Annotated in this window: 16 protein-coding genes, 1 tRNA gene and 1 pseudogene; 12 read left to right on the plus strand and 6 right to left on the minus strand. The window is 29.4% G+C overall.

The features are described 5' to 3' along the window. Positions 1 to 6: 6 nt before the first annotated feature. The 4 genes from tig (at position 7) to lon (ending at position 5650) form a co-directional block, all read left to right on the plus strand. Entirely contained in the window at positions 7 to 1329 is a 1323-nt protein-coding gene (tig, locus tag ECAJ_RS01070) for a trigger factor (protein WP_011304329.1), read from the plus strand. A 70-nt stretch (positions 1330 to 1399) separates the two neighbouring features. Then, complete coding sequence (clpP, locus tag ECAJ_RS01075; RefSeq protein ID WP_011304330.1) at positions 1400 to 2002, plus strand: ATP-dependent Clp endopeptidase proteolytic subunit ClpP; 603 nt, start codon at positions 1400 to 1402, stop codon at positions 2000 to 2002. 12 nt (positions 2003 to 2014) lie between these two features. After that, positions 2015 to 3235: an ATP-dependent Clp protease ATP-binding subunit ClpX gene (gene clpX, locus ECAJ_RS01080; RefSeq protein WP_011304331.1), complete on the plus strand. Its 1221-nt coding sequence runs from the start codon at positions 2015 to 2017 to the stop codon at positions 3233 to 3235. A 9-nt stretch (positions 3236 to 3244) separates the two neighbouring features. Further along, positions 3245 to 5650 (plus strand): endopeptidase La, encoded by a 2406-nt coding sequence (lon, locus tag ECAJ_RS01085; RefSeq protein WP_011304332.1) that lies wholly within the window; start codon positions 3245 to 3247, stop codon positions 5648 to 5650. Positions 5651 to 5953: 303 nt separating this feature from the next. Here the strand turns inward: lon and ECAJ_RS05105 are convergent, their stop codons facing one another. Further along, positions 5954 to 6079, minus strand: coding sequence for a hypothetical protein (locus ECAJ_RS05105; protein WP_267892281.1), 126 nt, complete (start codon positions 6077 to 6079; stop codon positions 5954 to 5956). Between the two features lie 547 nt (positions 6080 to 6626). Here ECAJ_RS05105 and ECAJ_RS05005 point away from each other — a divergent pair. The 5 genes from ECAJ_RS05005 to ECAJ_RS01105 all read left to right on the plus strand — a co-directional run bounded on the left by ECAJ_RS05005 (position 6627) and on the right by ECAJ_RS01105 (position 10740). Then, positions 6627 to 6794 (plus strand): hypothetical protein, encoded by a 168-nt coding sequence (locus ECAJ_RS05005; RefSeq protein WP_155799191.1) that lies wholly within the window; start codon positions 6627 to 6629, stop codon positions 6792 to 6794. 304 nt (positions 6795 to 7098) lie between these two features. Continuing rightward, a tRNA-Ile gene (locus tag ECAJ_RS01090) sits at positions 7099 to 7173 on the plus strand. Positions 7174 to 7413: 240 nt separating this feature from the next. Beyond that, positions 7414 to 8325 (plus strand): methionyl-tRNA formyltransferase, encoded by a 912-nt coding sequence (gene fmt / locus ECAJ_RS01095; protein ID WP_011304333.1) that lies wholly within the window; start codon positions 7414 to 7416, stop codon positions 8323 to 8325. A gap of 248 nt (positions 8326 to 8573) precedes the next feature. After that, complete coding sequence (locus ECAJ_RS01100) at positions 8574 to 9398, plus strand: rhodanese-related sulfurtransferase (RefSeq protein WP_011304334.1); 825 nt, start codon at positions 8574 to 8576, stop codon at positions 9396 to 9398. 520 nt (positions 9399 to 9918) lie between these two features. Beyond that, positions 9919 to 10740 carry a pyruvate, water dikinase regulatory protein gene (locus ECAJ_RS01105; protein ID WP_011304335.1) on the plus strand — a complete coding sequence of 274 codons (822 nt, stop codon included), beginning with the start codon at positions 9919 to 9921 and terminating at the stop codon, positions 10738 to 10740. A 339-nt stretch (positions 10741 to 11079) separates the two neighbouring features. On the opposite strand, the gene thiE is transcribed toward ECAJ_RS01105, so the two are convergent. The 3 genes and pseudogenes from thiE to ECAJ_RS01115 form a co-directional block, all read right to left on the minus strand. Next, positions 11080 to 12129 carry a thiamine phosphate synthase gene (thiE, locus tag ECAJ_RS01110; RefSeq protein ID WP_011304336.1) on the minus strand — a complete coding sequence of 350 codons (1050 nt, stop codon included), beginning with the start codon at positions 12127 to 12129 and terminating at the stop codon, positions 11080 to 11082. A 310-nt stretch (positions 12130 to 12439) separates the two neighbouring features. After that, positions 12440 to 12634 (minus strand): annotated as a pseudogene (locus ECAJ_RS04915) (kinase/pyrophosphorylase); the annotation flags it as partial. A gap of 770 nt (positions 12635 to 13404) precedes the next feature. Next, a complete protein-coding gene (locus ECAJ_RS01115) occupies positions 13405 to 14691 on the minus strand; it encodes an HlyC/CorC family transporter (protein WP_011304337.1) in 1287 nt (428 codons plus the stop codon). A 138-nt stretch (positions 14692 to 14829) separates the two neighbouring features. Here ECAJ_RS01115 and ECAJ_RS01120 point away from each other — a divergent pair, with 138 nt between their 5' ends. Together ECAJ_RS01120 and ECAJ_RS01125 are read left to right on the plus strand one after the other, a co-directional pair. Next, on the plus strand, positions 14830 to 15114 hold the full coding sequence (locus ECAJ_RS01120; RefSeq protein WP_011304338.1) for a YggT family protein: 285 nt from the start codon (positions 14830 to 14832) through the stop codon (positions 15112 to 15114). Positions 15115 to 15127: 13 nt separating this feature from the next. After that, complete coding sequence (locus ECAJ_RS01125; RefSeq protein ID WP_196792411.1) at positions 15128 to 17668, plus strand: DNA translocase FtsK; 2541 nt, start codon at positions 15128 to 15130, stop codon at positions 17666 to 17668. Positions 17669 to 19215: 1547 nt separating this feature from the next. Here the strand turns inward: ECAJ_RS01125 and ECAJ_RS01130 are convergent. Together ECAJ_RS01130 and ECAJ_RS01135 are read right to left on the minus strand one after the other, a co-directional pair. Further along, on the minus strand, positions 19216 to 20202 hold the full coding sequence (locus ECAJ_RS01130; protein ID WP_011304340.1) for a hypothetical protein: 987 nt from the start codon (positions 20200 to 20202) through the stop codon (positions 19216 to 19218). Positions 20203 to 20325: 123 nt separating this feature from the next. Then, a complete protein-coding gene (locus ECAJ_RS01135) occupies positions 20326 to 21501 on the minus strand; it encodes an aspartate aminotransferase family protein (protein ID WP_011304341.1) in 1176 nt (391 codons plus the stop codon). A gap of 156 nt (positions 21502 to 21657) precedes the next feature. Here ECAJ_RS01135 and ECAJ_RS01140 point away from each other — a divergent pair, with 156 nt between their 5' ends. Beyond that, positions 21658 to 23070 carry a sensor histidine kinase gene (locus ECAJ_RS01140; RefSeq protein WP_011304342.1) on the plus strand — a complete coding sequence of 471 codons (1413 nt, stop codon included), beginning with the start codon at positions 21658 to 21660 and terminating at the stop codon, positions 23068 to 23070. Positions 23071 to 23233 lie beyond the last annotated feature (163 nt).

A 23233-nucleotide genomic window follows, 5' to 3' on the forward strand; every position in this document is an offset into this window, starting at 1 on the left:
TTTTATATGCTTGATTGTTATGTAGTTAAAGAAGTTTCAAATGATAAGTTGAAGTGGGAATATGAGTTTGTTATTGATAAAAAATATTTTTTAGATCAGCTAGATTCTAAATTGTCAGAAATTGCTAAGAATGTAAAAGTACCTGGATTTAGGGTGGGTAAAGCTTCTATTGATTTAGTAAAGAAAGAATATTTAAATGATGTTATGACTGATGTAGTGAGAAAAACTATTGAGAGTACATCTTCTGATTTTGTAAAAAGTAATAAATTTGGTGAAATAATATCCTCGAATATTGATATTGTTTCTTATCCTAACTATTACTCTGATAACGACAGTAAAGAGGAAAATTTAGTTTATAAACTAAGTTTTGAAGTTATGCCTGAAGCTCCATTGATGGATATTGATAGTATAGTTTTAAATGGTATAGAAGTTGATATTCAAGAATCTGATGTCAGTGAGTTTATAGAAAATTTGAAAAAGCAAAGACCTAATTTTATCGTAGTAAATGGTGCAGAGTATGCTGTTCAAGAAGGTGATAAGGTAGTTATTGATTATCAAAATAAAGTTAAAGGTAAAATTTTAAGAGGTGGTAGTGCTAAGGATTTTGCATTGGTAATAGGTAAAGGTGTAGCTTTAAAAGAATTTGAGAATCAGTTATTGGGTATGAGGGTTGGAGAAACAAAAAGTTTCCCTTTGACGTTTCCTGATGATTATAGTGTTGCATATCTTGCTGGAAAAACTACAGACATGTCGGTTGTTGTTAAAAGTATATATGTTGTAAAAGATGTTCAAGATAATGAATCTGTGGCAAGGAGTTATGGGTTTAAAGATGTTGCTGAGATGGAAAATTTTGTTAGGAAACAAATAGGACAACAATTTGACCAAATGGTTCTTACCATAATGAAGAAAGAATTGTTTGATTATATGGATAATACATATTCTATAGATGTCCCAGAGTGTGTTGTGAAGCAAGAGATTACAAAGATAAATAAAGAAATACTTGATTCTGGTGAAGATATACAAATTGATGTAGAAAAAGAAGCAGTTAGACGAGTAAAACTTGGTATGTTGCTAATAAGGATGTCTCGTCATAATAATATTACTATTAAAAATGAAGATGTGCTGAGTTTTATAAAAAACAATTATACAGACTATGGAGTAGATATTAATAATGTATTAAAAATGCTTCAGTCTAATAAAAATTTTGCCAATTATATTAGTGGGAAAGTACTTGAAGATAAGGTGATTAACTATATAATAAAGCTAGTCAAGAAGGACAGGAAGGTTATGACAACTAAAGAAATAAACCTTATGTTTGAAAATATATAGTTGTAAAATTATATTGTATAGACTAATTTAATACGGCGTTTGTTACTGGTTATAAAGAAGAGGAGATGCTATGACTTTAGTGCCTATGGTAGTTGAGCAAACTAGTCGAGGTGAACGTGCATATGATATATATTCACGGTTGTTAAAAGAAAGAATAATCTTTATAACTGGACCAATAGAAGATCAAATGGCGAGCTTAGTGGTTGCACAGCTTGTATTCTTAGAAGCTGAAAACCCAGAGAAGGAAATATGTATGTATATTAATTCTCCAGGTGGTGTTGTTACAGCTGGATTATCAATATATGATACTATGCAGTACATAAAACCTAAAGTGTCTACATTGTGTTTGGGACAGGCTGCTTCTATGGGATCTCTGTTATTGGCTGCTGGAGAACCAGGAATGCGTTATGCCCTTCCTAATTCTAGAATTATGATACATCAGCCTTCAGGTGGTTTTCAAGGTCAGGCAACTGATATAGAAATACATGCTAAAGAAATCTTAGATATTAAAAGTAGGCTTAATGATATTTATGTAAAACATACAGGAAGAGATTTGCCAGAAGTTGTTGCAAATATGGAGCGTGATAATTTTATGCGAGCTGAGAAAGCTAAAGATTTTGGTATTATTGATAAGGTGATTGAGAAGCGTCTTGATATTGAGGAGAGTAATTAATATTGGAGAGATATGGCAGATAGTGAAAAAAATTCTTGTAGCTGTTCTTTCTGTGGAAAGATTCATAGTGAAGTACGTAAATTAATTGCTGGACCATCAGTTTTTATTTGTAATGAGTGTATTGATTTATGTAGTGGTATACTACAAGAAGAGGGTAGATCTTATAAGAAAACAGATACCCTTGATTTAAAACCAAAAGAAATAAAAAAGGTTCTTGATGAATATGTTATAGGTCAAGAACATTCTAAGAAAGTTTTATCAGTTGCTGTATATAATCACTATAAACGTTTATCAAACTCAGGTGTTATTAGTGAAGTTGAAATTTCTAAATCAAATGTTTTATTGATTGGGCCAACTGGATCTGGAAAGACTTTATTAGCTCGTACTTTGGCTAGAGTTTTGCAAGTTCCTTTTGCAATGGCTGATGCTACAACCTTAACAGAAGCGGGATATGTTGGAGAAGATGTAGAGAATATATTATTGAAGTTGTTGCAAGCAGCTAATTTTAATGTTGATGCAGCACAACGTGGTATAATTTATATTGATGAAGTGGATAAAATATCTAGAAAATCTGAAAATACTTCTATTACTCGTGATGTGTCTGGTGAAGGTGTACAACAAGCTTTATTGAAAGTTATAGAAGGTACTGTTTCTTCTGTACCGCCTCAAGGTGGTAGAAAACATCCGCATCAAGAGTTTATACAAATAAATACTGATAATATTTTATTTATATTTGGTGGTGCATTTGATGGATTAGATAAAATTATAGAGTCTCGTCATAGAGGTAGTAGTATGGGATTTGAAGCGAATGTACAGAAAGTGTCAAAGAATAAAGACATTTTTTGTTACACTGAACCAGAAGATTTAGTAAAATTTGGTTTAATTCCGGAATTTGTTGGTAGGATTCCTGTTATTACATCTTTAAGTGAGCTTAATGAGAGTACTTTATGCCGTATTTTAGTTGAACCAAAAAATTCTTTAGTAAAACAATATAAGAAACTTTTTGAGATGGATAATATTGATCTGCAGTTTGATGATAGTGCATTATCAGAGATTGCAAAAAAAGCTGCTGTAAGAAAAACTGGGGCTAGGGGATTAAGGGCTATTTTAGAAGCATTATTGCTTGATTTAATGTTTGAAAGTCCTGGTGATGTTGGTATTAATCAAGTAGTAATTAGTAAGAAGATGGTTGAAGAATTAATGGTAAACTCGCGCTTGTTTTTAAAACATTAAAGGTATTATATGAAAAATAAAGCTTTACTACCAGTACTCACATTGCGTGATACTATAGTATTCCCTCAAGTAATAATACCATTGTTTGTTGGAAGAGAACGATCTATTAATGCCTTAGAGTATGCTGCTCAGCACAATAATTGCAAAATTTTATTATTGACCCAAATTGATGGTTCAGTTGATAATCCTACTGCTGATGATTTATATAAAGTAGGGACAGTAGCGGAAATAGTGCAGTTATTAAGATTGCCTGATGGTGCAGTAAAAATTCTAATTAAAGGAGAAAATAGAGCTAAAGTCATAGATATTGTTGAAGATAATATGTTTTTCAAAGCAAATGTATCTGTTGTATATGAAAGTGATTTGGTAATCGATGATAAACTTGAGGCATTGAAGAGATCAGTATTGAGTGAATTTGATAGCTGGAATAAATTAAGTAAAAAAATACAAGCAGAGGCTGCAGCATCAATTTATGATATGAAAGAGTTGGGTAACTTAGCAGATGTTATAGCATCACATCTAAGTATAAAAATTTCAGATAAACAGCAGGTTCTTGAAACGTTTAATGTTACTAAAAGGTTGGAAAAAATATATGATTTTTTAAAATTGGAAATTAGTGTATTAAACGTTCAGAAAAAAATTCGTAATCGTGTTAAGTCTCAATTTGAAACAACTCAAAGGGTTTATTACTTGAATGAGCAATTAAAAGCTATACAAAAAGAATTGGAAGAAAGTGATAGTTCAAGTGTAGATATAGATTCTGCTAGTGAGTTTGAAAAGAGAATAAATTCTACTCCATTGTCTGATGAAGCTAAAGAACGTCTTACTGCTGATTTAAAGAGATATAAAAAAATGAATTTTATGTCTCCTGAGGCTAATATAATATCTAGCTATCTTCATTGGGTACTTGATTTGCCATGGGGTAAATATTCAAATGCCAAAATTAATATGAATAATTCCATAAAAATATTAGATAATAACCATTATGGAATGCATAAGATAAAAGAAAGAATATTAGAGTTTTTGGCTGTTTTAAAGCGTCTTAAAAAGCCTAAAGGACCTATATTATGTTTGGTTGGCCCTCCTGGTGTGGGTAAAACTTCGCTTGCTAGATCAATTGCTGAAGCAACAGGTAGAAATTTTATACATATGTCTTTAGGTGGGATACATGATGAATCTGAAATAAGGGGACATCGTAGAACTTATGTAGGTGCAATGCCTGGTAAGATCATAAAAGAAATGAAGAAAGCAAAAACATGTAATCCTTTGTTTTTGTTAGATGAAATAGATAAAATAGGGTCTGATTTTCGTGGTGACCCTACAGCTGCGTTACTTGAGGTATTGGATCCTGAGCATAACAAACATTTTGTTGATCATTATATAGAAGTAGAATTTGATCTTTCGAATGTTATGTTCATTGCGACAGCGAACACTTTGAATTTAAGTAAGCCGTTAATCGATCGTATGGAGATAATCAATATATCTGGGTATACAGAAAATGAAAAATTAGAAATTGCTAAGGCACATTTAATTCCAAAGTTATATAAAGATCATGGGCTACAAGAAAAAGAGTGGAGCATTTCTGATGATGCAATATATCACCTGATAAGGATGTATACTAGAGAAAGTGGTGTGCGGAATTTTAAAAGAGAAATTGCTAATCTTATGAGAAAAGCAGTAAAGGAAATATTGATTAACAAAGAAGTAAAAAGTATCTCTATAGACATGGATAATATTGAAAAATATGCAGGTGTAAGGAAGTTTACTTTTGGGATGATAGAAAAAGAAAATCTAGTAGGCATGGTAACAGGGTTAGCCTATACTGATTCAGGTGGAGATATTCTAACAATAGAGTCTGTGTTAATGTCTGGTAAAGGTGAAGTCAAATACACTGGTAAGTTAGGTGAAATAATGCAAGAATCTGTTAAGGCTGCATATAGTTATGTTCGTTCTAGATGCTTAAGCTTTGGAATAAATCCTAAGAAATTCCTAGAAAATGATATACATGTTCATGTTCCTGAAGGTGCAGTTCCAAAGGATGGACCATCAGCAGGGGTAGCTATGTGTACTTCAATTGTGTCATTAATGACTAATATTCCAGTAAAAAATACTGTTGCTATGACTGGTGAGGTGACTTTGAGGGGAAGAGTTTTACCTATTGGTGGTTTGCGTGAAAAATTATTAGCTGCATTAAGAAGTGGTATAAAGACAGTGATATTACCATCTAGAAATGAAAAGGATATAGTAGAAATTCCAGATAATATTAAAGAGGGGTTAGAGCTAGTTTTTGTTTCTAGTGTTGATGAAGTAATTAGTGCAGCATTAGCTAATCAAGTTGTTGATATTGTAAAACAGGATCATATTGTAGCGCAAGATATGGTTGAAATAGATGATTTAGATGCAATACAGCATTAAATTTAGACAAGTTTTATGATAATTAAGAAAGTTGAATGTTTTTGCTAATTTTTTAGGGGGTGGATCTTGTATTTTTAAATATTAGCTGCTGACTTTATGTATTTGAAATTATTATAGATTTTTACATGCAAAGTTTATAGTGTTTTAGCACTGATAGGATTATGAATCTAATCTGAAAATAATTTGAAAGTTTAAAGATACTGTTTAATAATAAATCAGTTGTGATTTTTCCAATCTAGCTTACCAATGAGCTTGTGTTATAACTTTGAAGAATATGTTTATAATCTTATGTTATACCAAAATTTATCGCAAATATATTGCAGCTATTGCATTGGCTGTATTTATTATCTTATGATTACCTTGTAATAAATAGAGTGTGGGAAGTGATCCTTCAACATTATTTTTAGAAGATATATTGTCTGTTCCCATGTACAAAACTAATCAATACCCTCATTACCACAAATTTAAGAAAAGTGCTGAATTAGCTGTTGCGTTGCTTGCATTATTATCTAGGTATTCATTTTAGTAATAAAAAAGATTTTGCAAGCCATTCTTCACTTATACCTCTGCTGTGATAGTTACTAGCACTAGAAGTAGATAGCGGTTATGTGTTATAGATGTGGTTTTATATATTGAATGTGATATAAGACATTGTTATGTTTGATGTAATTCAGTTTATGTTATGAACTCTATTAATAGCAATTTTATGTTTGCATATGTTGTTTAATAAGTAAAGAAGTGTTTTATATGAGATTAAGTTATGTGTTGATGTGCTGTTAATAAAGAATATATAGTTTTAAGTATTGTTTATGTGTAATGTTACGATGTGTCTACCATTTGCTATTATATTGTTTTGTTACTAGTAGATAATTTAATGTATTGAATATAGTATGTTGAATGCGATATAAGGCATGTTATGTAATATTTCAGTTTATGTCATTAAGCTCTGTTAATAATGATAGATGGGTTTATATAAATGCAATATAGACAAGAATTCTGTATGGTACCAGATTTCAATTATGTATTGTTAATGGGAGAATTTATAAGTGTTATTTGTTATGCAATGTGCATTTTGATGTTATGTTATTTTGGTAGTGTTGTGATAGTATGTGTATTTCGTGTAGGTATGTTAAATACAGTGTAGTGTATTTTGAGACAATAATTTGTATACTGGTTCAGTAGGTGGTTTTATTATATTTAATTTTGTATGGTTAAGTTGAAAGTATTTATTGTAAAGTGAGGTCTGCTAGTATTTGGAGAAAATGCCTTATAAATTGTGATGTTTTTGATAAATTTGTAGAGTGATAAGACATTTTCTCTTTTATATAGGTTGTGTTGTGATTAGTAAGTGAAATACTATAGGTAATTATATTTTTAATAATTATAACATTAACTTTTTATTGTAAATTACTGTAGTATATGGTAAATAAATCTGTCAGCTATGTTTAGGGGCTGTAGCTCAGTTGGTTAGCAGCGGGTCGCTCATAACGATCAGGTCGTAGGTTCAAGTCCTACCGGCCCCACTTTATGTACTTCTCTTGAAATTGGTTCTAAGTTTATATAAATTTTCTTTAAGAACGTAAAGCTTATAACGTATGTCTTTCTCATGAGTTAACTTATACAATTTCATATCTTAGTATTATTTATGTTGGTAATCTGTTTTATGAATTTTCTTTATAAATTCTAGTAATAAATTAGTGTCTAGCTTGCTTTGTATGTATATTTGATATAAATATGCTGTGTATCACTGAGTATATTTTACTATGAAGATAATATTTATGGGTTCTCCTGAATTTTCTGTGTCAGCACTTTCTTATCTTTTAGAGAATGAAAGTCATGAAGTTGTTGCTGTGTATACAAAGATTCCTAAGCCTGCTGGAAGAAGAGGTAGAATACTTACTAAGACACCTGTTCATATTATTGCAGAGCAAAATAATATAGAGGTTAATACCCCAAAATCTTTAAAACATGATGCTGAACAAGAGAAGATTTTATCTTTAAATCCTGATGTTATTGTGGTTGTTGCATATGGGTTAATTATTCCGCAGGGTGTGTTATCAATCCCTAAGTACGGATGTATTAATATACACCCATCTCTATTACCAAGATGGCGTGGTGCAGCACCTATACATTATGCAATTTTGTCTGGTGATGATAAGACTGGAGTTACTATTATACAAATGAATGAACTATTAGATGAAGGGGATATTTTGTTACAAAGGGATATTCCTATAGATGAGCAAGATAATATTGATACTTTGAGTAAGAAACTTGCTCACTTGGGAAGTTCAATGTTAATTGAAGTGTTGGATAACATCGATAACTTAGTTCCTATTAAACAAAATAATGATGATGCGACATATGCGCATAAAATAATAGATTTTCATATAGACTTTAATGAAGCAGCTGATGTTATATGTAGAAAGGTTAGAGCTTTATATCCTAGAGCTTTTTTGTTATTTAATGGAAAAAGATTAAGAATATTAAAGACTAGTTATTATTCTGATAGCAGTGTGCAAGATTTAAAACCTGGTGCAGTTATTGATTCTCATATGAATATTAAATGTAAAGATGGTGTTTTAGTGCCGCTTGTAGTACAGATGGAAGGAAAAAATCCTTGTAATATTGACGATTTTATACTGGGTTATAATGTATTAAATTGTTCTATTGCTTGATATAACTGTATAAGGTGAGAAAATATGCATATTTTACTGTGTGTTAGTATGGTATTCCGTAATACTTTATCTTTAGTATAAATTTTATATATGTTAGTTTTGTATTAATTAAATACTTAGCTTTAATCAGAAAATGAAAATAGCGCTGTATCATGTTGTATTGAGTTTATAGTTGGCTATGCTCAATTGACAGTGTTACCTTTATAAAATATATTAGAATATATTTGAGTATTAAAGAGAAACCTGATATGGGGTATGTTGTTTCAACTTTTTATCGTTTTGTACACTTGTCTAATTATTATGATATTCAATCTGTATTGAAAGAGTTTTGTGTACAACATGATATAAAAGGTACTATAATTTTGGCTGAACAAGGAATTAATGCTACAATAGCAGGTGCTCAGAGTGCATTAAATCAGTTTTTCTCTTTTCTAGATCTGGATAATAGATTAAAGGACATTCAACATCATGAGAGTTTTTCTACACATAATCCTTTTTCTAAAATGAAAGTTAAATTAAGGAATGAGCTGGTCCGTTTGGGTATTGAAAATTTTGATAATTCTGTCTGTGGAGAATATGTTAGTCCACAGAATTGGGATGATTTAATTTCTAGGTCTGATGTTTATACTATAGATACTAGGAATACTTATGAAATTAATTTTGGAAAGTTTAAAAATGCAATAAATCCTCAAACGAAATGTTTTCGTGATTTTCCAGAGTGGGCTGTCTCTTGGGCATCTGATAAAGTAAATCAAGATCCTATTATTGCAATGTATTGTACAGGTGGTATTAGATGTGAAAAATCTACAGCTTTTATGAAGAATTTAGGATTTAATAAGGTATATCATTTAAAAGGAGGAATATTAGAGTATTTTAAAAGTACTAAAAATACAAATAATCTTTGGGAAGGTGATTGTTTTACTTTTGATGATAGGATTGTAGTTGATGACAATTTAGTTCCTGGCCGTGTGAAATGTGTTTCATGTGATGTTCATGTTACTCGAGAAGAAATGAAATCTGTAACACGAGGTAATGTTTTATGCTTTAATTGTAGAGAAGTTGCAAAAGTGTAAGTTTTTTTACTTAGTTTGTACTTGGTTCCTGTCTTCTATGGTCTTTAAAAACATTTTAATAGTGAAAAAGCTAGTATACTGAGGTCTTGCTAATTAGTGTAACCTACTGAAAAGGTTTTTTGTAGGTTTTTATAAATTTGACAATCAATATATTATTGGGTTTTTTGAAAATCATATGAGTCAATTGCTTCATGAGCTGTTCTTTATAGTGTTTAAAAATGTTTGAGTAATAAGGAAATTTAGTTGGTAATATTGCTAATTAAGTAAGGTTATGTTTTTACTATCAGTATTTTTTATAAGTTCTTTTAGTTAACTTTATTATTTGATTTTATACTGGTATTAGTCTCTAGATTCATCATCATTGATGATTAATGTTGCTTAGTATTTAAAAGATATATAAGGTAATATTTTAATGAAAAGTTTATAATTTAGAATTACTTATTTTATACTTTGTCTATATAATTAAGTAAGAGCAGTTTTTTTGGATAAATCTTTTATATTCTACTAATCATCTTTTTATATGAACGCTTCTGTTGTTTTAAATTTGCATTTAATTTCTGATTCTACATGTGAAACTGTTGCTGCAGTAGCTAAATCTGCATTGGAACACTTTAGATCTATCGAAGTGAATGAGTTTGTGTGGTCATTCATTAACAGTTGTGAGCAGATAGACAAAATAATGTCATTGATTGAGCATGATAAATATAATTTTATCATGTATACAATGTTTGATGATGACATAAGAAGATATTTAAAACAAAAAGCTGAGGTGCAAGAAATACCCTGTATTCCTGTATTATCACGTGTTATTAGAGAACTTTCCTGTTATTTACATGTTAAAAAAGATCCATATGTTAATACTGGTATGGGATTAGATGATGAATATTTCACGCGTATAGATGCAATCAACTATACAATTGCACATGATGATGGGCAGAATCTTTGGGATATAGATAAAGCTGATATAATTATCTTAGGTGTCTCTAGGACTTCAAAATCTCCTACTAGTATATACTTAGCTTATCGTGGATATAGGGTAGTGAATATACCATTAGTAAATTCTATTAACTTGTCTGTAGATTTATCAAGTATGAAAAATAAACTTATTGTTGGTTTAACTATTGATATTGATAGATTAATAGAGATAAGAAAAACAAGGTTAGTTTCTATGAGAAACCAAAACAATTGTCAGTATGTTGACTATGAACATGTATTAGTTGAGATTAAAGAAACAAAAAGAATATGTATGCAAAATGGTTGGCCTATTATAGATGTTACACAAAAATCTGTTGAAGAAATAGCTGCAACAATTATTCAGTATTTTAACAAAATGCAACATTAATAATAAATATTTTATTTATATCAACTTGCATAAGAACATAATTATAGTAATGCTTCTTCTAGTCTATCAACAATAAATTTTCTATAATAGCTTTCCATAATTTTCTGTAATGATTATACATGTAACATTAAGTGGAATGATATTTTAATTTTATATAAGATAGTAGTGAATGACATTATATTTTTATTATAGTAATAACTTGATGTATCATGTTACTCAATATAATTTATTGTTATAGAATACGTTGATATATAAGTGATGTTTAATTATTGTGATACATGATGTGACGTAGAATTGGCATATAGATTTATGTTTGAGTTGATGTACTTGCATTGATAACTAATATATAGACCCACATTTTTGTATAAACTCATACGTAGCCTCAGCTGGGTTGTTATTACTCAGAACTGCAGATACAACAGCTACACCATTTACTCCAGTTTTTATTACTGAATCAACATTTAACAGATTAATCCCACCAATAGCTATAATACTAGAACGTAAGTTTTTTACCCAATAACTTAGTAAATCAACACCTTGTGGCATAAAATCCATATTCTTTAATGTAGTTGTGAAAATAGGTCCAAATGCAATATATGAGGGACGTAGATATCTAGCTATCGCTAATTCATGATAACAATGAGTACTAATACCTAACCTTAATCCTGCATTAAATATTTCATTAAAATTTGCATCTTTTAGATCTTTCTGACCCAAATGCACACCATAAGCTTTATATTTTATTGCAAGTTGCCAATAATCATTAATAAATAACTTTATATTACTTTGATTTGCAAGACACACACCTTCTTTTATTTGATTTTCTATATTTTCTATAGGTTTATCTTTAATTCTTAACTGTACTACTTTCACTCCTAAATTAATCACATACCTTAACCAATACAAATCTGGTACTATTTGATAAAACCTTATGGGATCGATTATAGCAGGGAAATTTTTTTCAAATCGAGTATCCTTATCAATCATAATATTTGGAAAACATTTCTCATCTAAAAAACTAGTGCTTTCAACAGATTGATTAGTACAAGCCCTAGCTATAACTAGAGTATCTTTTTGAAAATCCAAAGGATTTAAGCATTTACTTTCTAATGTACATGCCTTTTTATATTCAAGTAAAAACTTTGCATTATCATTATATGGTTCACTCTTATATGAAATCCATAATCCTTCCTGCCCATTAAAATAATAGTCCAAGCATTTATTGTTACTTCTATCTGTAACATCAATGGCATATATACTTTTCTTCTTTATAGAGTACAATAAACTCACACTTTTAATGATATCATCAAGGTTTTTCAATTGTGAAGTATGACTATACTGTACTAAATCGTCCTTACCTATGATATATATTTCATTGCACTCAAACATAAAATCTATATGCCAACTCTACGTCACATCATGTATCACAATAATTAAACATCACTTATATATCAACGTATTCTATAACAATAAATTATATTGAGTAACATGATACATCAAGTTATTACTATAATAAAAATATAATGTCATTCACTACTATCTTATATAAAGTTGCAATATTATTGCGCTTAATGTTACATGTATAATCATTACAGAAAATTATGGAAAGCTATTATAGAAAATTTATTGTTGATAGACTAGAAAAAGCATTACTATAATGATGTTCTTATGCAAGTTGATATAAATAAAATATTTATTATTAATGTTGCATTTTGTTAAAATACTGAATAATTGTTGCAGCTATTTCTTCAACAGATTTTTGTGTAACATCTATAATAGGCCAACCATTTTGCATACATATTCTTTTTGTTTCTTTAATCTCAACTAATACATGTTCATAGTTAACATACTGACAATTGTTTTGGTTTCTCATAGAAACTTTTTTCTTATCTCTTTGGTATGTCAATTATGATTGTTAATGTAGATATGCTTGTTAGTAAATAGATATTCTATTGTTATAGTGATTAGAAATTACTATGTTAATGGTGAGTATATTAATTTATGTATGCTATGGTTACTGTTTAAAAATGGTATAATCATAATGCTAGTGGCTTGAGATACTGTTTGTAATTCTTAATGCTTATTGGTTCAGTATTTTTATGTCATTATGATATTTTGATTTAACATTTTTTATATTCTATGGTTGTTTATATTACTTTTGTATACAATTTTCTAATATTTACAATGCTTTGATACTGATTTTAAAGTGTGTGGATATAATGTAATTTTAAAAGTGTAAGATTTTGTACATAAAATTTATATGATGTTGCCATTACCCTATTTATATAGATGCTTGTGGGTTTAAATGAAATACATCCGTAAGATTATTTTTGTGAGAAGTTTGTGTAATATTACACTATGCTAATTTGTCTAATGTTAAAACTTTAGAATATAGTATATATTTAATGATATTTTGAAATGCTTACTATTTATCTTTTGTAAGTTTTATGTTGTTGACTATACAAATTTATTTAATGATTACAATACTTATGTACTAAATTTAAAATTTATGTAATGTGGTATTTTAAGATTATCTGCTTGTTACTTGTGCTCATTTACTAAATATAAGATATGCTTAAATGTTTTGAACAAAATTATATTTAATTATGAATATGTTGTAGTGTTATAACATAAAGTATCATTGTTAATGGATATGGGCTTTGTTTATTCTTCTTTGTGTTTTTCAATTGATGTTGGGGATATGTCAACTTGAATGCTGGAGATTGTATGACCACTCTTCTTGAGTATTTTAAATGCTAACCCATATAGTAGAAACTCTTCTCCTTCTTCAGGTATACGTTCAACTTCATATACAATTGCTCCTGCTAATGTTGATGCTTCTTCATCAGGTAAATTCCAACGTAATTGTCTATTGATATCTCTAATGGAAGTGAACCCATTAATATGATATATGTTTTCAGAGATTTGTTTTATTGGAGCTTCTGTTGTTATATCATGTTCATCTGTAATATCTCCTACTATTTCTTCAATAACATCTTCTAGTGTTACTATTCCTTGTAGGGCTCCGTATTCATCTATGACTAAAGCAAGATGCTTCCTATTTTTTAAAAAGTTATGCAGTTGAACACTTAATAAGGTTGTATCTGGAACAAACCATGGTTTTGTCATTATTCTGTGTATATCTTCTTGAGTGATGCTTTTACCTTTTTCTCGTATTAGTGTTATTACATCCTTGACATGTACTACTCCTATGATTTGATCTTCTTGGTTTTTCCATAATGGTATTCTGCTATGAGAGCTTGCTAGTATTTTTTTTATTAGATCATTTATATTTGTGTCTATATTAAAAGCTAATATATTTTTTCTGTGTGTCATTACTTGTGAAATCTCTGTTTCTGCTAAGTCTAATATGCTGCTTAACATATCTAAATCTTGTTTAAGCATAGTTCCTTTACTATCGTGTAATGATATTAAATCTCTCATAGCTTCTGCTGCTGAAATGATTTCTTTATCCTTATGCATACCTAAAATTTTTAAGATAAAGTCTATCATGTATTGTATTGATAGTGTTATTGGTGATAGAACTAATACACAAAATGATAGTGGGCATGATATAAGTAAAGCTATCTTTTCTGGATTAAGTATTGCGTAACTTTTTGGTAATGCTTCGGAAAATATTAATATAAAAAATGTCATGATAACAGTGGAAAATAATATTCCTTGCGGACCTAAGATTTCAATAAAAATTGCTGTTGCAATAGAAGAGGCAGTGATATTTATAATAGTGTTACCTATCAATACAGTATTAATGACGATCTTTTTCTTTTGACTTAATGTGTTGATTATTTTGGCTCGTTTGTTACCCTGTAGCATTAACCTATGTACAAGTGAGCTACTGATTGAAGTAATACTTGTTTCTGCAGCAGAGAAGAATGCAGATAAAATTAATAGTATAAGTATACTAAGTATTGAAGTTAATAACAAACCCATCGAGGATCAAATATTAAAGTAAACTTTATATAATAAATAATACTATTGAGTTTTTCAAGTTGAATTTTTCTCTTTTGATTGACTATAGTTTTAGTGTATTGTACACTCAAAGTTTTATATTAAGAGAACTATTATTTTATGCATCCTTTAGTATATTTACTTGATACATTATTAAGTATTTATAATTTCTCTTTGGTGCTATGGATAATACTAAGCTGGCTGATATTTTTGAATATTGTGAATAGATATAATGAAATTGTTAGTAATGTCTTTTTGTTATTGTCTAAATTGATGTCTCCTGCTTTGAATTTTGTAAGAAAGATTTTTCCTTTTACTGTTTCGTATAATTTTGATCTTTCTCCTCTTATATTGTTGATATTTATTAATTTTGTGAGATATGCTTTGCGTTACTATTTTGGGTAAGATAGTTGTGAGTATGAAATCTATACTAAATAAAACATTTTTCTATTTAAAAATATCTTTATTGTCTTTTATTACAGCATTTGTTTCTTTATCAATTTTTACTTATCACTATGATGATTTATCTTTCAATATAGCAACTGATGCTCCTGTGAAAAACTGGGGTGGAGTTGTTGGGTCTCATGTAGCTGACATTTTGATACAAATATTTGGAGTAGCGAGTTTTATACTCATTCCTTTAATGATTTTTTATGTTGTTAGTGTTTTCTATTGTGTTAAGCGAAACCTTGTTCTGTACTTGATTAGTAATTTAATTACTGTGATTGGTGTAAGCGGGTTAGTATCTTCTTTTAAAGTTATGTATAAATATCATTATGGTGGTGTTTTAGGTATTTATTTTCAAAGTTGTCCAATAATTGTTTTGCTACCTATAATAGCAATAGGTATTGTTGGTGTTGTTGGTTGGCAAAAAATTCTATATTTTTATGACCTGTTGTTGAATATACCTAGTAGAATAATAAATCACGTAAATAATGTTAATAACTCTATTATAAAAAAAGAAGTACCTGAAAATGTAGGGCAAGTTCAGGAATTTTATAATGCTGAGGAAGATTCATTAAATGAAGAAGAAGAGTTAGAAGACGATTTAACAGACGAATTTGCCGATAAGTTTACAGAAGGGTTTGATGAAGGATTTACAAGGGAGTTGACAGAAGAGTTAATGGAAGGATCAATTCGAGAATCAGTAAGTGAATCAGTTGAAGAATTGGTAGAAGAATTCGATTTTGCAGATGAAGAAGAATTGGATTTTCATGCTGAAGAGGAAAATGAAGAAGATCATAATGAAGAAAATCATCCGGAAGTTGATGATGCTCAATATGATGATGAAGAGGAAGAAGAAGATAGTTATGATGAATATGAAGGTGATAATGATGATGAGAAAGAAGATGATTACATTGAAGATGAGTATGATGAAGAAAGGGTAGTTGATAGTACACCTCAAATGAGTTTTCCAGTGAAGCTTCAGGAGATAAATCCTCCTATGAGTACTCAGATAATTAGAGAAAAAAAAAAGAGTAAAGAATTTATTTTACCTAGTGTTGATTATTTATCTAAACCTAATCCAATAAATCAAAGAAAATTTCATCCGGATGATAATGTTGCTAGTTTGCTTGATAAGGTACTTAAGGATTTTTCCATACATGGAAAAATAGTTAATATTAGGTATGGTCCTGTGGTAACATTATATGAGTTTGAACCATCTGCTGGTACTAAGTCATCCAGGGTCATAGGATTGTCCGATGATATTGCTCGTTCTATGAGTGCATTGTCAGCTCGTATATCGGTTATTCCAGGTAGGAATGTTATGGGAATAGAATTACCTAATCACTACAGGGAAATAGTAATGTTGCGTGATTTATTTGAAAGTGCGCAGTATAGAGATTCTAAGCTTAAGTTACCTATAGCTTTAGGAAAAGGTATAGATGGAGAAGTAGTAATAGCTGATCTAGTTAAAATGCCGCATCTGCTTATTGCTGGTACTACAGGTTCCGGGAAATCTGTAGCGATTAATACTATGATTTTATCTTTGATTTATAGTTTGACTCCAGATCAATGTAAAATGATTATGATCGATCCTAAGGTTTTGGAGTTATCTGTTTACAATTCTATACCGCATTTGTTAACTCCGGTAGTAACTGAATCTAGAAAAGCTGTTGCTGCTTTGAAATGGGTGGTCAGTGAAATGGAAAATAGATATCGCCTCATGTCTGATGTTGGAGCACGTAATGTTGTTGGTTATAATGATAAAATTAAAGAAGCAATTAGTGAAAATAGGACTTTAGAAAAGATATTACAGACTGGATTTGATAAAGAAACAGGGGAAGCAATTTTTGAAAAAGTGGTAATAGAGCCTCGAATTTTTCCTTATATAGTAGTTATAGTAGATGAAATGGCAGATTTAATGCTTGTTGCTGGAAAAGAGATTGAATCTTCAATACAAAGATTATCTCAAATGGCAAGAGCTGCTGGTATTCATATAATTATGGCGACTCAGCGTCCTTCTGTTGATGTAATCACAGGTGTAATAAAAGCAAATTTTCCAACGAGAATTAGTTTTGCTGTAACATCAAAGATAGATAGTAGAACTATTCTTGGTGAGCAAGGAGCAGAACAGTTGCTTGGTATGGGAGATATGCTATATATGGTATCTGGTGGTAGAGTAATACGTGTTCATGGAGCTTTTGTAAGTGATAATGAAGTACAGGATATAGTTGAGTATTTAAAGTCTCAGGGAACTCCTGAATATATAGAAGGTATCACTCAAGTTCAGCAAGATTATGATTATTGCATAGATGATAATTTACCTGAACGGGATGATGAGTTATATCAACAAGCAGTGTCGATAGTAATGAGGGATAGAAGAACATCTGTTAGTTATATACAAAGGCAACTAAGAATAGGCTTTAACAGAGCTGCAAATTTAGTAGAACGTATGGAAAGAGATGGTGTGATTGGTATTGCAAATACTGGTAAAAGAGAAATACTGCTTGAATAATTTTGTGATATAAAAATATCTGCAATTATAGAGCTATTATATAGAGTTCAGTTTATTGTAGTAAAGCTTTGGAGTAGTAAGTACATAATAGAGTGAATGTGTGTAAGCTATTGTGAATCATAATCAAATGTTATTATATAATTCAGAAGTATTTTTAATACTTTGATTTGTTATTTTATATTATTAACTATTTAGAAAGTGTTATGTTACTAGGTAATACTTAGCTTGTTTAAACATTGTGTGAAGTTTTAGAGTAAGTACATAATAAAGTGAATGTGGTAAGCTATTGTGAATCATAATCAAATGTATTATATAATTCAGAAGTATTTTTAATACTTTGATTTGTTATTTTATATTATTTAACTATTTAGAAAGTGTTATGTTACTAGGTAATACTTAACTTGTTTAAACATTGTGTGAAGTTTTAGAGTAAGTACATAATAAAGTGAATGTGTGTAAGCTATTGTGAATCGTAATCAAATGTTATTATATAATTCAGAAGTATTTTTAATACTTTGATTTGTTATTTATATTATTTAACTATTTAGAAAGTGTTATGTTATTAGGTAGTACTTAACTTGTTTAAACATTGTGTGAAGTTTTAGAGTAAGTACATATAGAGTGAGTGTGTGTAAGCTATTGTGAATCATAATCAAATGTTATTATATAATTCAGAAGTATTTTTAATACTTTGATTTGTTATTGGGCTATTTAGGAAGTGTTATTTTACTATGGAATGCTTAGCTTATTATAAGCATTATCATAAGATTTTATAGTAAATGCATTTGTAAGATGCTGTAATAATCATTAAGTATTGTTGAGTAATTTATAAATATGTTAATAATGATCTGTTACTTAATATTATTGAATCATTAGATCAATGTTATGTTATTAAATAATGTTCAGTTTATTGGTAAATATATATGAAGTTTCATAGTAAATAAATGATATAAGCTGATTGAATAACGATCAAACATTATTGTATAACTCATGTACTAACTAGTTTGTCGCTTTACTGTTATAAAATTTACTAACTTAATGTCAAAGAATATTCTAGCTTTATATCATGCTTTATAGTAAAAGTATAATAAACATGTGTTGTAAAAGCTTTATGTGTTAGAAAGCCAAAACCATAGCTTTTAGATATATAGAATATAAAATAGTTATGGTATTTGTTTAATTGTAGAGTAACTACTTAATAAAATAATATAAGAATTGGTCAAACATCTGCTGTAATGATAAAAGTGTAGTTAATATAAGTTGTATGAGATTTAAAATATGTTAAGAAAGTCGAAATTACAAATTTTTGTTTTGTAAATATTGAAGATGGATTTCAAATGTAAAAATTAATGATAGTATGAATAACTACATGATATATATAATTTTTGTTATATGGTTTTTTTGTTTGAAAATAGAGAGTAATAACGGATCATTTTATTATTAAGCTATTTGTAGTCTATTAGAAAGTAAGAAGTACTCGGATAACTAATTAACATTCAAATGCTGCTTTATTATAACATTTGTTAGGTTGTGACACGTGTTTAAATTTAAGATATTTGAGCTTCACGGAACATTCTATCTATAGCTTTATCATCTAGTAGGCTACTAGGGGTAGCTTGAGGATCAGATTTTTCAGCTTTTTTGTCAAGGTACTTTTCTATAAAAAATGCTGCAATAAACATAACTACTGCTGCCAGCTCTAGGCCAAGTACAATAGCATCTTGAAAATCATAGATATTTTGCATCTTTCCACCAAGCATAACTGCTTCAGCTACATGGCAACCGCAATGGATTGCTTCAAATAGTAAAATAATAGTGCATAAAACTGTGAAATTACTAGCGTGTCTTTTTTCTTTGTTAGAAGTAGCTGTTTTTCTTGATATATTTGCATCTGATAATCTTAAAGCGCAAGAAATAAAAGCTAAAAAAGGTGCAATAACTGCAAGACATAAACTTGCAAGTTCAAGCGCTGGAGTACCAGTACCTACAGTAATCATTACTAATGATGCAGCAGAAACTATTATCCATAAGATTTCTGAGATAATAGTTATAGTATTTTCGGAAATTTGAATATTAGCTTGTTTTTGTTTTAATTTATCATATCCTAACAACCCTTCATTTATGCTTCTTTCTGCTTCCTTGTTTGGACCTGTTGATGTTTCTTGAAGCTTTTTCTTACTGTTTAACGACTGCTTGATTGCAAGTATTGAACTTGCCATCATGGATAATGAAACAATTATAGATATGGCATAAAATGCAGTAGCTACTATGTGCTTAATACGTTCGGGTACATAAACATAGGTTGAAACTAAATTAAATATAGCAGATGCAGCTTCTATTAATAGCCCAGCAAAAGAGATTGCTAAAAACAATGTGTTAAAGTCTATTTTATCTAATTTTTTATCATGTGTTGGCTGTGTTTCTGATGTGACCACAGAGGATTCTTTGACTATTTCTGTAGATTGTTGTGTATCGTGCACTTCATCTTTATTATTCTGTGTATCATCAGTAATGTTGTCGTTTTGTAATACCATAGATATACCCATTGATTAAAAACAGGTGAAGCAATAACTTTATGTTGAGTAACTGTAAGCGCTGCATAAAAAACCTGCTTGAATAATAACATGTCAGTTGTTAAGAATCAAGCTAATTTTTTATTAACTATATTTACTTTTTAAATAACCTTCTAGTATAGCAACACCTTCGTCAAGTTCTTGTTGGTTAATTATTAAAGGAGGTATAACTCTGATAACATTACCACTAGCGGTGCTAGTAAGTAATCCATAGTCTATTAATTCATACATTAACTCTCTGGCATTAACATTGGTGTTGAATTTCATTCCTATCATGAGCCCTTTACCTTTTACTTGCTCAATTATTGGAAATTTATTAGCTAAATCTTTTAATTTTTTGTATAGATAATGGCCGTTTTTAGTGACATTTTCTAAAAAACCATCTTTTAAAATTTCTTCAACTACAACCATGCCAATGGTAGTTGCTAGAGGATTTCCTCCAAAAGTAGAGCCATGCATACCAACACTCATGAATTGAGCAGCATTGTTAGTTGATAGGGATGCTGATATAGGGAATCCTCCACCTAATCCTTTTGCAATACAACATATATCTGGAGTGACCCCAACATGTTCGTATGCAAAGAACTTTCCTGTTCTTCCAGCACCGCATTGTACACAATCAAAAATTAGTAATATATCATTTTGGTCACAAATTGCACGTAACTCTTTTAGAAAAGAACTGTCAAGTACATTTATTCCTCCTTCACCTTGAATGGGTTCTAATAATATAGCTCCTGTATGTTCATTGATTGCGTTTTTTATAGATGTAATATCAGGATTTACGCTATCAAACCATTCAACATATGGTTTAAGTAGTGGGGAAAACTTACTTGGTTCGTTTGCTGAGCACGCTGCATATGTTCTTCCATGGAAAGATCCCTTCATCGTAATAAACCTATAACGCTGATTATTACCTTTCCCACATTGATATGATCTTGCTATTTTAATGCAGCAATCTACAGATTCTGCCCCTGAGTTATTGAAGAATACTTTATCAGCAAAACTAATATCCACCAGCTTTTGTGCCAACTTTATGGCTTCTGGTATTGTATGTAAATTTGATAAATGCCATAGCTTTTCACCTTGTGTTTTTAGTGCATTTACTAGTACTGGGTGAGCATGTCCTAAAGAGCTAGTAGCTATTCCTGCATGAAAATCTAGGTATTTTCTTCCATCATAACCATATAAATACACACCTTTTCCGTGTGAAAAAGTAACACTAGATGGTGAATAAACAGGTAAAAGCGGTGAATTACTCATTGCTAATTAGCTCCAAATTTTAAAAAGGTTAAGATTTAAGTAGTAAAACCTACAGTTATGTGAATGTAACATGATATTGTTATATGTCAACTAAGAAAAAGTTTATAAATAACATCATATACATATTATCATGATATGAGCGACTGGGTATATATTATGAAGTATTTTAGAGTTTTATTATTGGTGTTCTTAGTTATTACTTTGTTTTTTGCAGTTGGTTATACACATATATATTTAAAAGATGATTATTTATATGAAGTATCAAAAGAAATAAATGTAAATATTAAATCAGTACTTGTTAATTCTGTTATTAATAAATACGCTCAATTATTAGCAAAGGCTCCAAGTCATGTGGCAACTAATACTTATTATATGAACTTATTAATAAAACTGCGTGCTGAATTTTTGAAAGCGTTAGGTGAAATAAAAGGGTTTTATGTCATTTTGTATAATGTAGATGGGAATATAATATTTTCTAATAGAAACAGTGATGATATTGCAGATCAAGATTTGCTATTGCATTCTGAAGACATGGCTTCATTATTGAAGGGAGAATATGTAGATCATAAAGTAAATAATAGTGCAATTACTGAATCTATATTTCCTATATTTCCATTAGACAATAAAGAGAGTCATCCTTTAATGTTTTTAAAGATAATTAAAAATTCGGGAAATTTATCTAGTTTTATTGTAAATTTTTATACTATCTTTTTAATAATAGTTATATTAGTCATTATTATATTCGTTGTTGTGACATTGTGTATATATTATAAAAATACTAAAATACTGAGTAAGCAGTATGATGCTAATCTAAAGTTAAAAGAAGCGAAAGAAGTAGCGGAGCAAGAAAATATAAGCAAATCCCAATTTCTTGCTAATGTTAGTCATGAACTACGTACTCCATTAAACTCTATTATTGGATTTTCTGAAATGATGAAAAGTGAATCTATGGGTGCCATAGATAATGTTCATTACAAAGAATATATAAATGATATTCATAATTCTGGTGTTCATTTATTAAGTTTAATTAATGATATTTTGGATTTTTCTAAGGTTGAAGCTAATAAATTAGTTGTGGAGTTTGTAAAGTTTGATTTAAGTAAAATTATTTCTTCATGTTTTAACATGATGGTTCCAAGAGCTGAGCAGGCAAAAGTCAAACTTGAAAAAGTATTGCCGTCTAATAAAGTCATAATGGTTGCAGATCCTAAAAGAATGAAACAGGTTATAATTAATTTATTATCTAATGCGATAAAATTTACACCAGAAAATGGAGTTGTGAAATTAGTAGTGGAATATAACATTGAAGAGAAATTAATTGATATTGAAGTTATTGATAATGGTATAGGTATAGCACAACAAGACTTATATAAAGTGATGTCTATTTTTGGACAAGTAGATAGTAGACATGCTCGTAAATATGAAGGTACAGGGTTAGGTTTGCCATTAAGTAAGAAATTGGTTGAATTAATGGATGGTGTTTTCAAGATAAAAAGTGAACCTAATTTAGGTACTATAGTAACATTGACGTTCCCATATACTGATACACTTGAAGAAAAAAGCTTTTGATTAATTAAAAGAATAAGTGGTATATTTGTTTTTTATAGATATGTGTTTTCTAGTACTATTAATCTTGCAACATTATTTATTTGAAATGGTTATAGTATTTTTAATTGTAGTAAGTGAAATAGATTGATAAGATTAGGTTGTAGAATTGTTTCAATGTATGATC

Origin of the sequence: Ehrlichia canis str. Jake, assembly GCF_000012565.1 — a bacterium.
GTDB classification, from domain to species: Bacteria; Pseudomonadota; Alphaproteobacteria; order Rickettsiales; family Anaplasmataceae; genus Ehrlichia; species Ehrlichia canis.

What these genes read in the sequence shown, in the direction of transcription:
- tig (WP_011304329.1), top strand. Translation starts at nt 7, where the DNA reads ATGCTTGATTGTTATGTAGTTAAAGAAGTTTCAAATGATAAGTTGAAG.
- clpP (WP_011304330.1), top strand. Translation starts at nt 1,400, where the DNA reads ATGACTTTAGTGCCTATGGTAGTTGAGCAAACTAGTCGAGGTGAACGT.
- clpX (WP_011304331.1), top strand. Translation starts at nt 2,015, where the DNA reads ATGGCAGATAGTGAAAAAAATTCTTGTAGCTGTTCTTTCTGTGGAAAG.
- lon (WP_011304332.1), top strand. Translation starts at nt 3,245, where the DNA reads ATGAAAAATAAAGCTTTACTACCAGTACTCACATTGCGTGATACTATA.
- ECAJ_RS05105 (WP_267892281.1), bottom strand. Translation starts at nt 6,079, where the DNA reads ATGGGAACAGACAATATATCTTCTAAAAATAATGTTGAAGGATCACTT.
- ECAJ_RS05005 (WP_155799191.1), top strand. Translation starts at nt 6,627, where the DNA reads ATGCAATATAGACAAGAATTCTGTATGGTACCAGATTTCAATTATGTA.
- fmt (WP_011304333.1), top strand. Translation starts at nt 7,414, where the DNA reads ATGAAGATAATATTTATGGGTTCTCCTGAATTTTCTGTGTCAGCACTT.
- ECAJ_RS01100 (WP_011304334.1), top strand. Translation starts at nt 8,574, where the DNA reads ATGGGGTATGTTGTTTCAACTTTTTATCGTTTTGTACACTTGTCTAAT.
- ECAJ_RS01105 (WP_011304335.1), top strand. Translation starts at nt 9,919, where the DNA reads ATGAACGCTTCTGTTGTTTTAAATTTGCATTTAATTTCTGATTCTACA.
- thiE (WP_011304336.1), bottom strand. Translation starts at nt 12,129, where the DNA reads ATGTTTGAGTGCAATGAAATATATATCATAGGTAAGGACGATTTAGTA.
- ECAJ_RS01115 (WP_011304337.1), bottom strand. Translation starts at nt 14,691, where the DNA reads ATGGGTTTGTTATTAACTTCAATACTTAGTATACTTATACTATTAATT.
- ECAJ_RS01120 (WP_011304338.1), top strand. Translation starts at nt 14,830, where the DNA reads ATGCATCCTTTAGTATATTTACTTGATACATTATTAAGTATTTATAAT.
- ECAJ_RS01125 (WP_196792411.1), top strand. Translation starts at nt 15,128, where the DNA reads ATGAAATCTATACTAAATAAAACATTTTTCTATTTAAAAATATCTTTA.
- ECAJ_RS01130 (WP_011304340.1), bottom strand. Translation starts at nt 20,202, where the DNA reads ATGGTATTACAAAACGACAACATTACTGATGATACACAGAATAATAAA.
- ECAJ_RS01135 (WP_011304341.1), bottom strand. Translation starts at nt 21,501, where the DNA reads ATGAGTAATTCACCGCTTTTACCTGTTTATTCACCATCTAGTGTTACT.
- ECAJ_RS01140 (WP_011304342.1), top strand. Translation starts at nt 21,658, where the DNA reads ATGAAGTATTTTAGAGTTTTATTATTGGTGTTCTTAGTTATTACTTTG.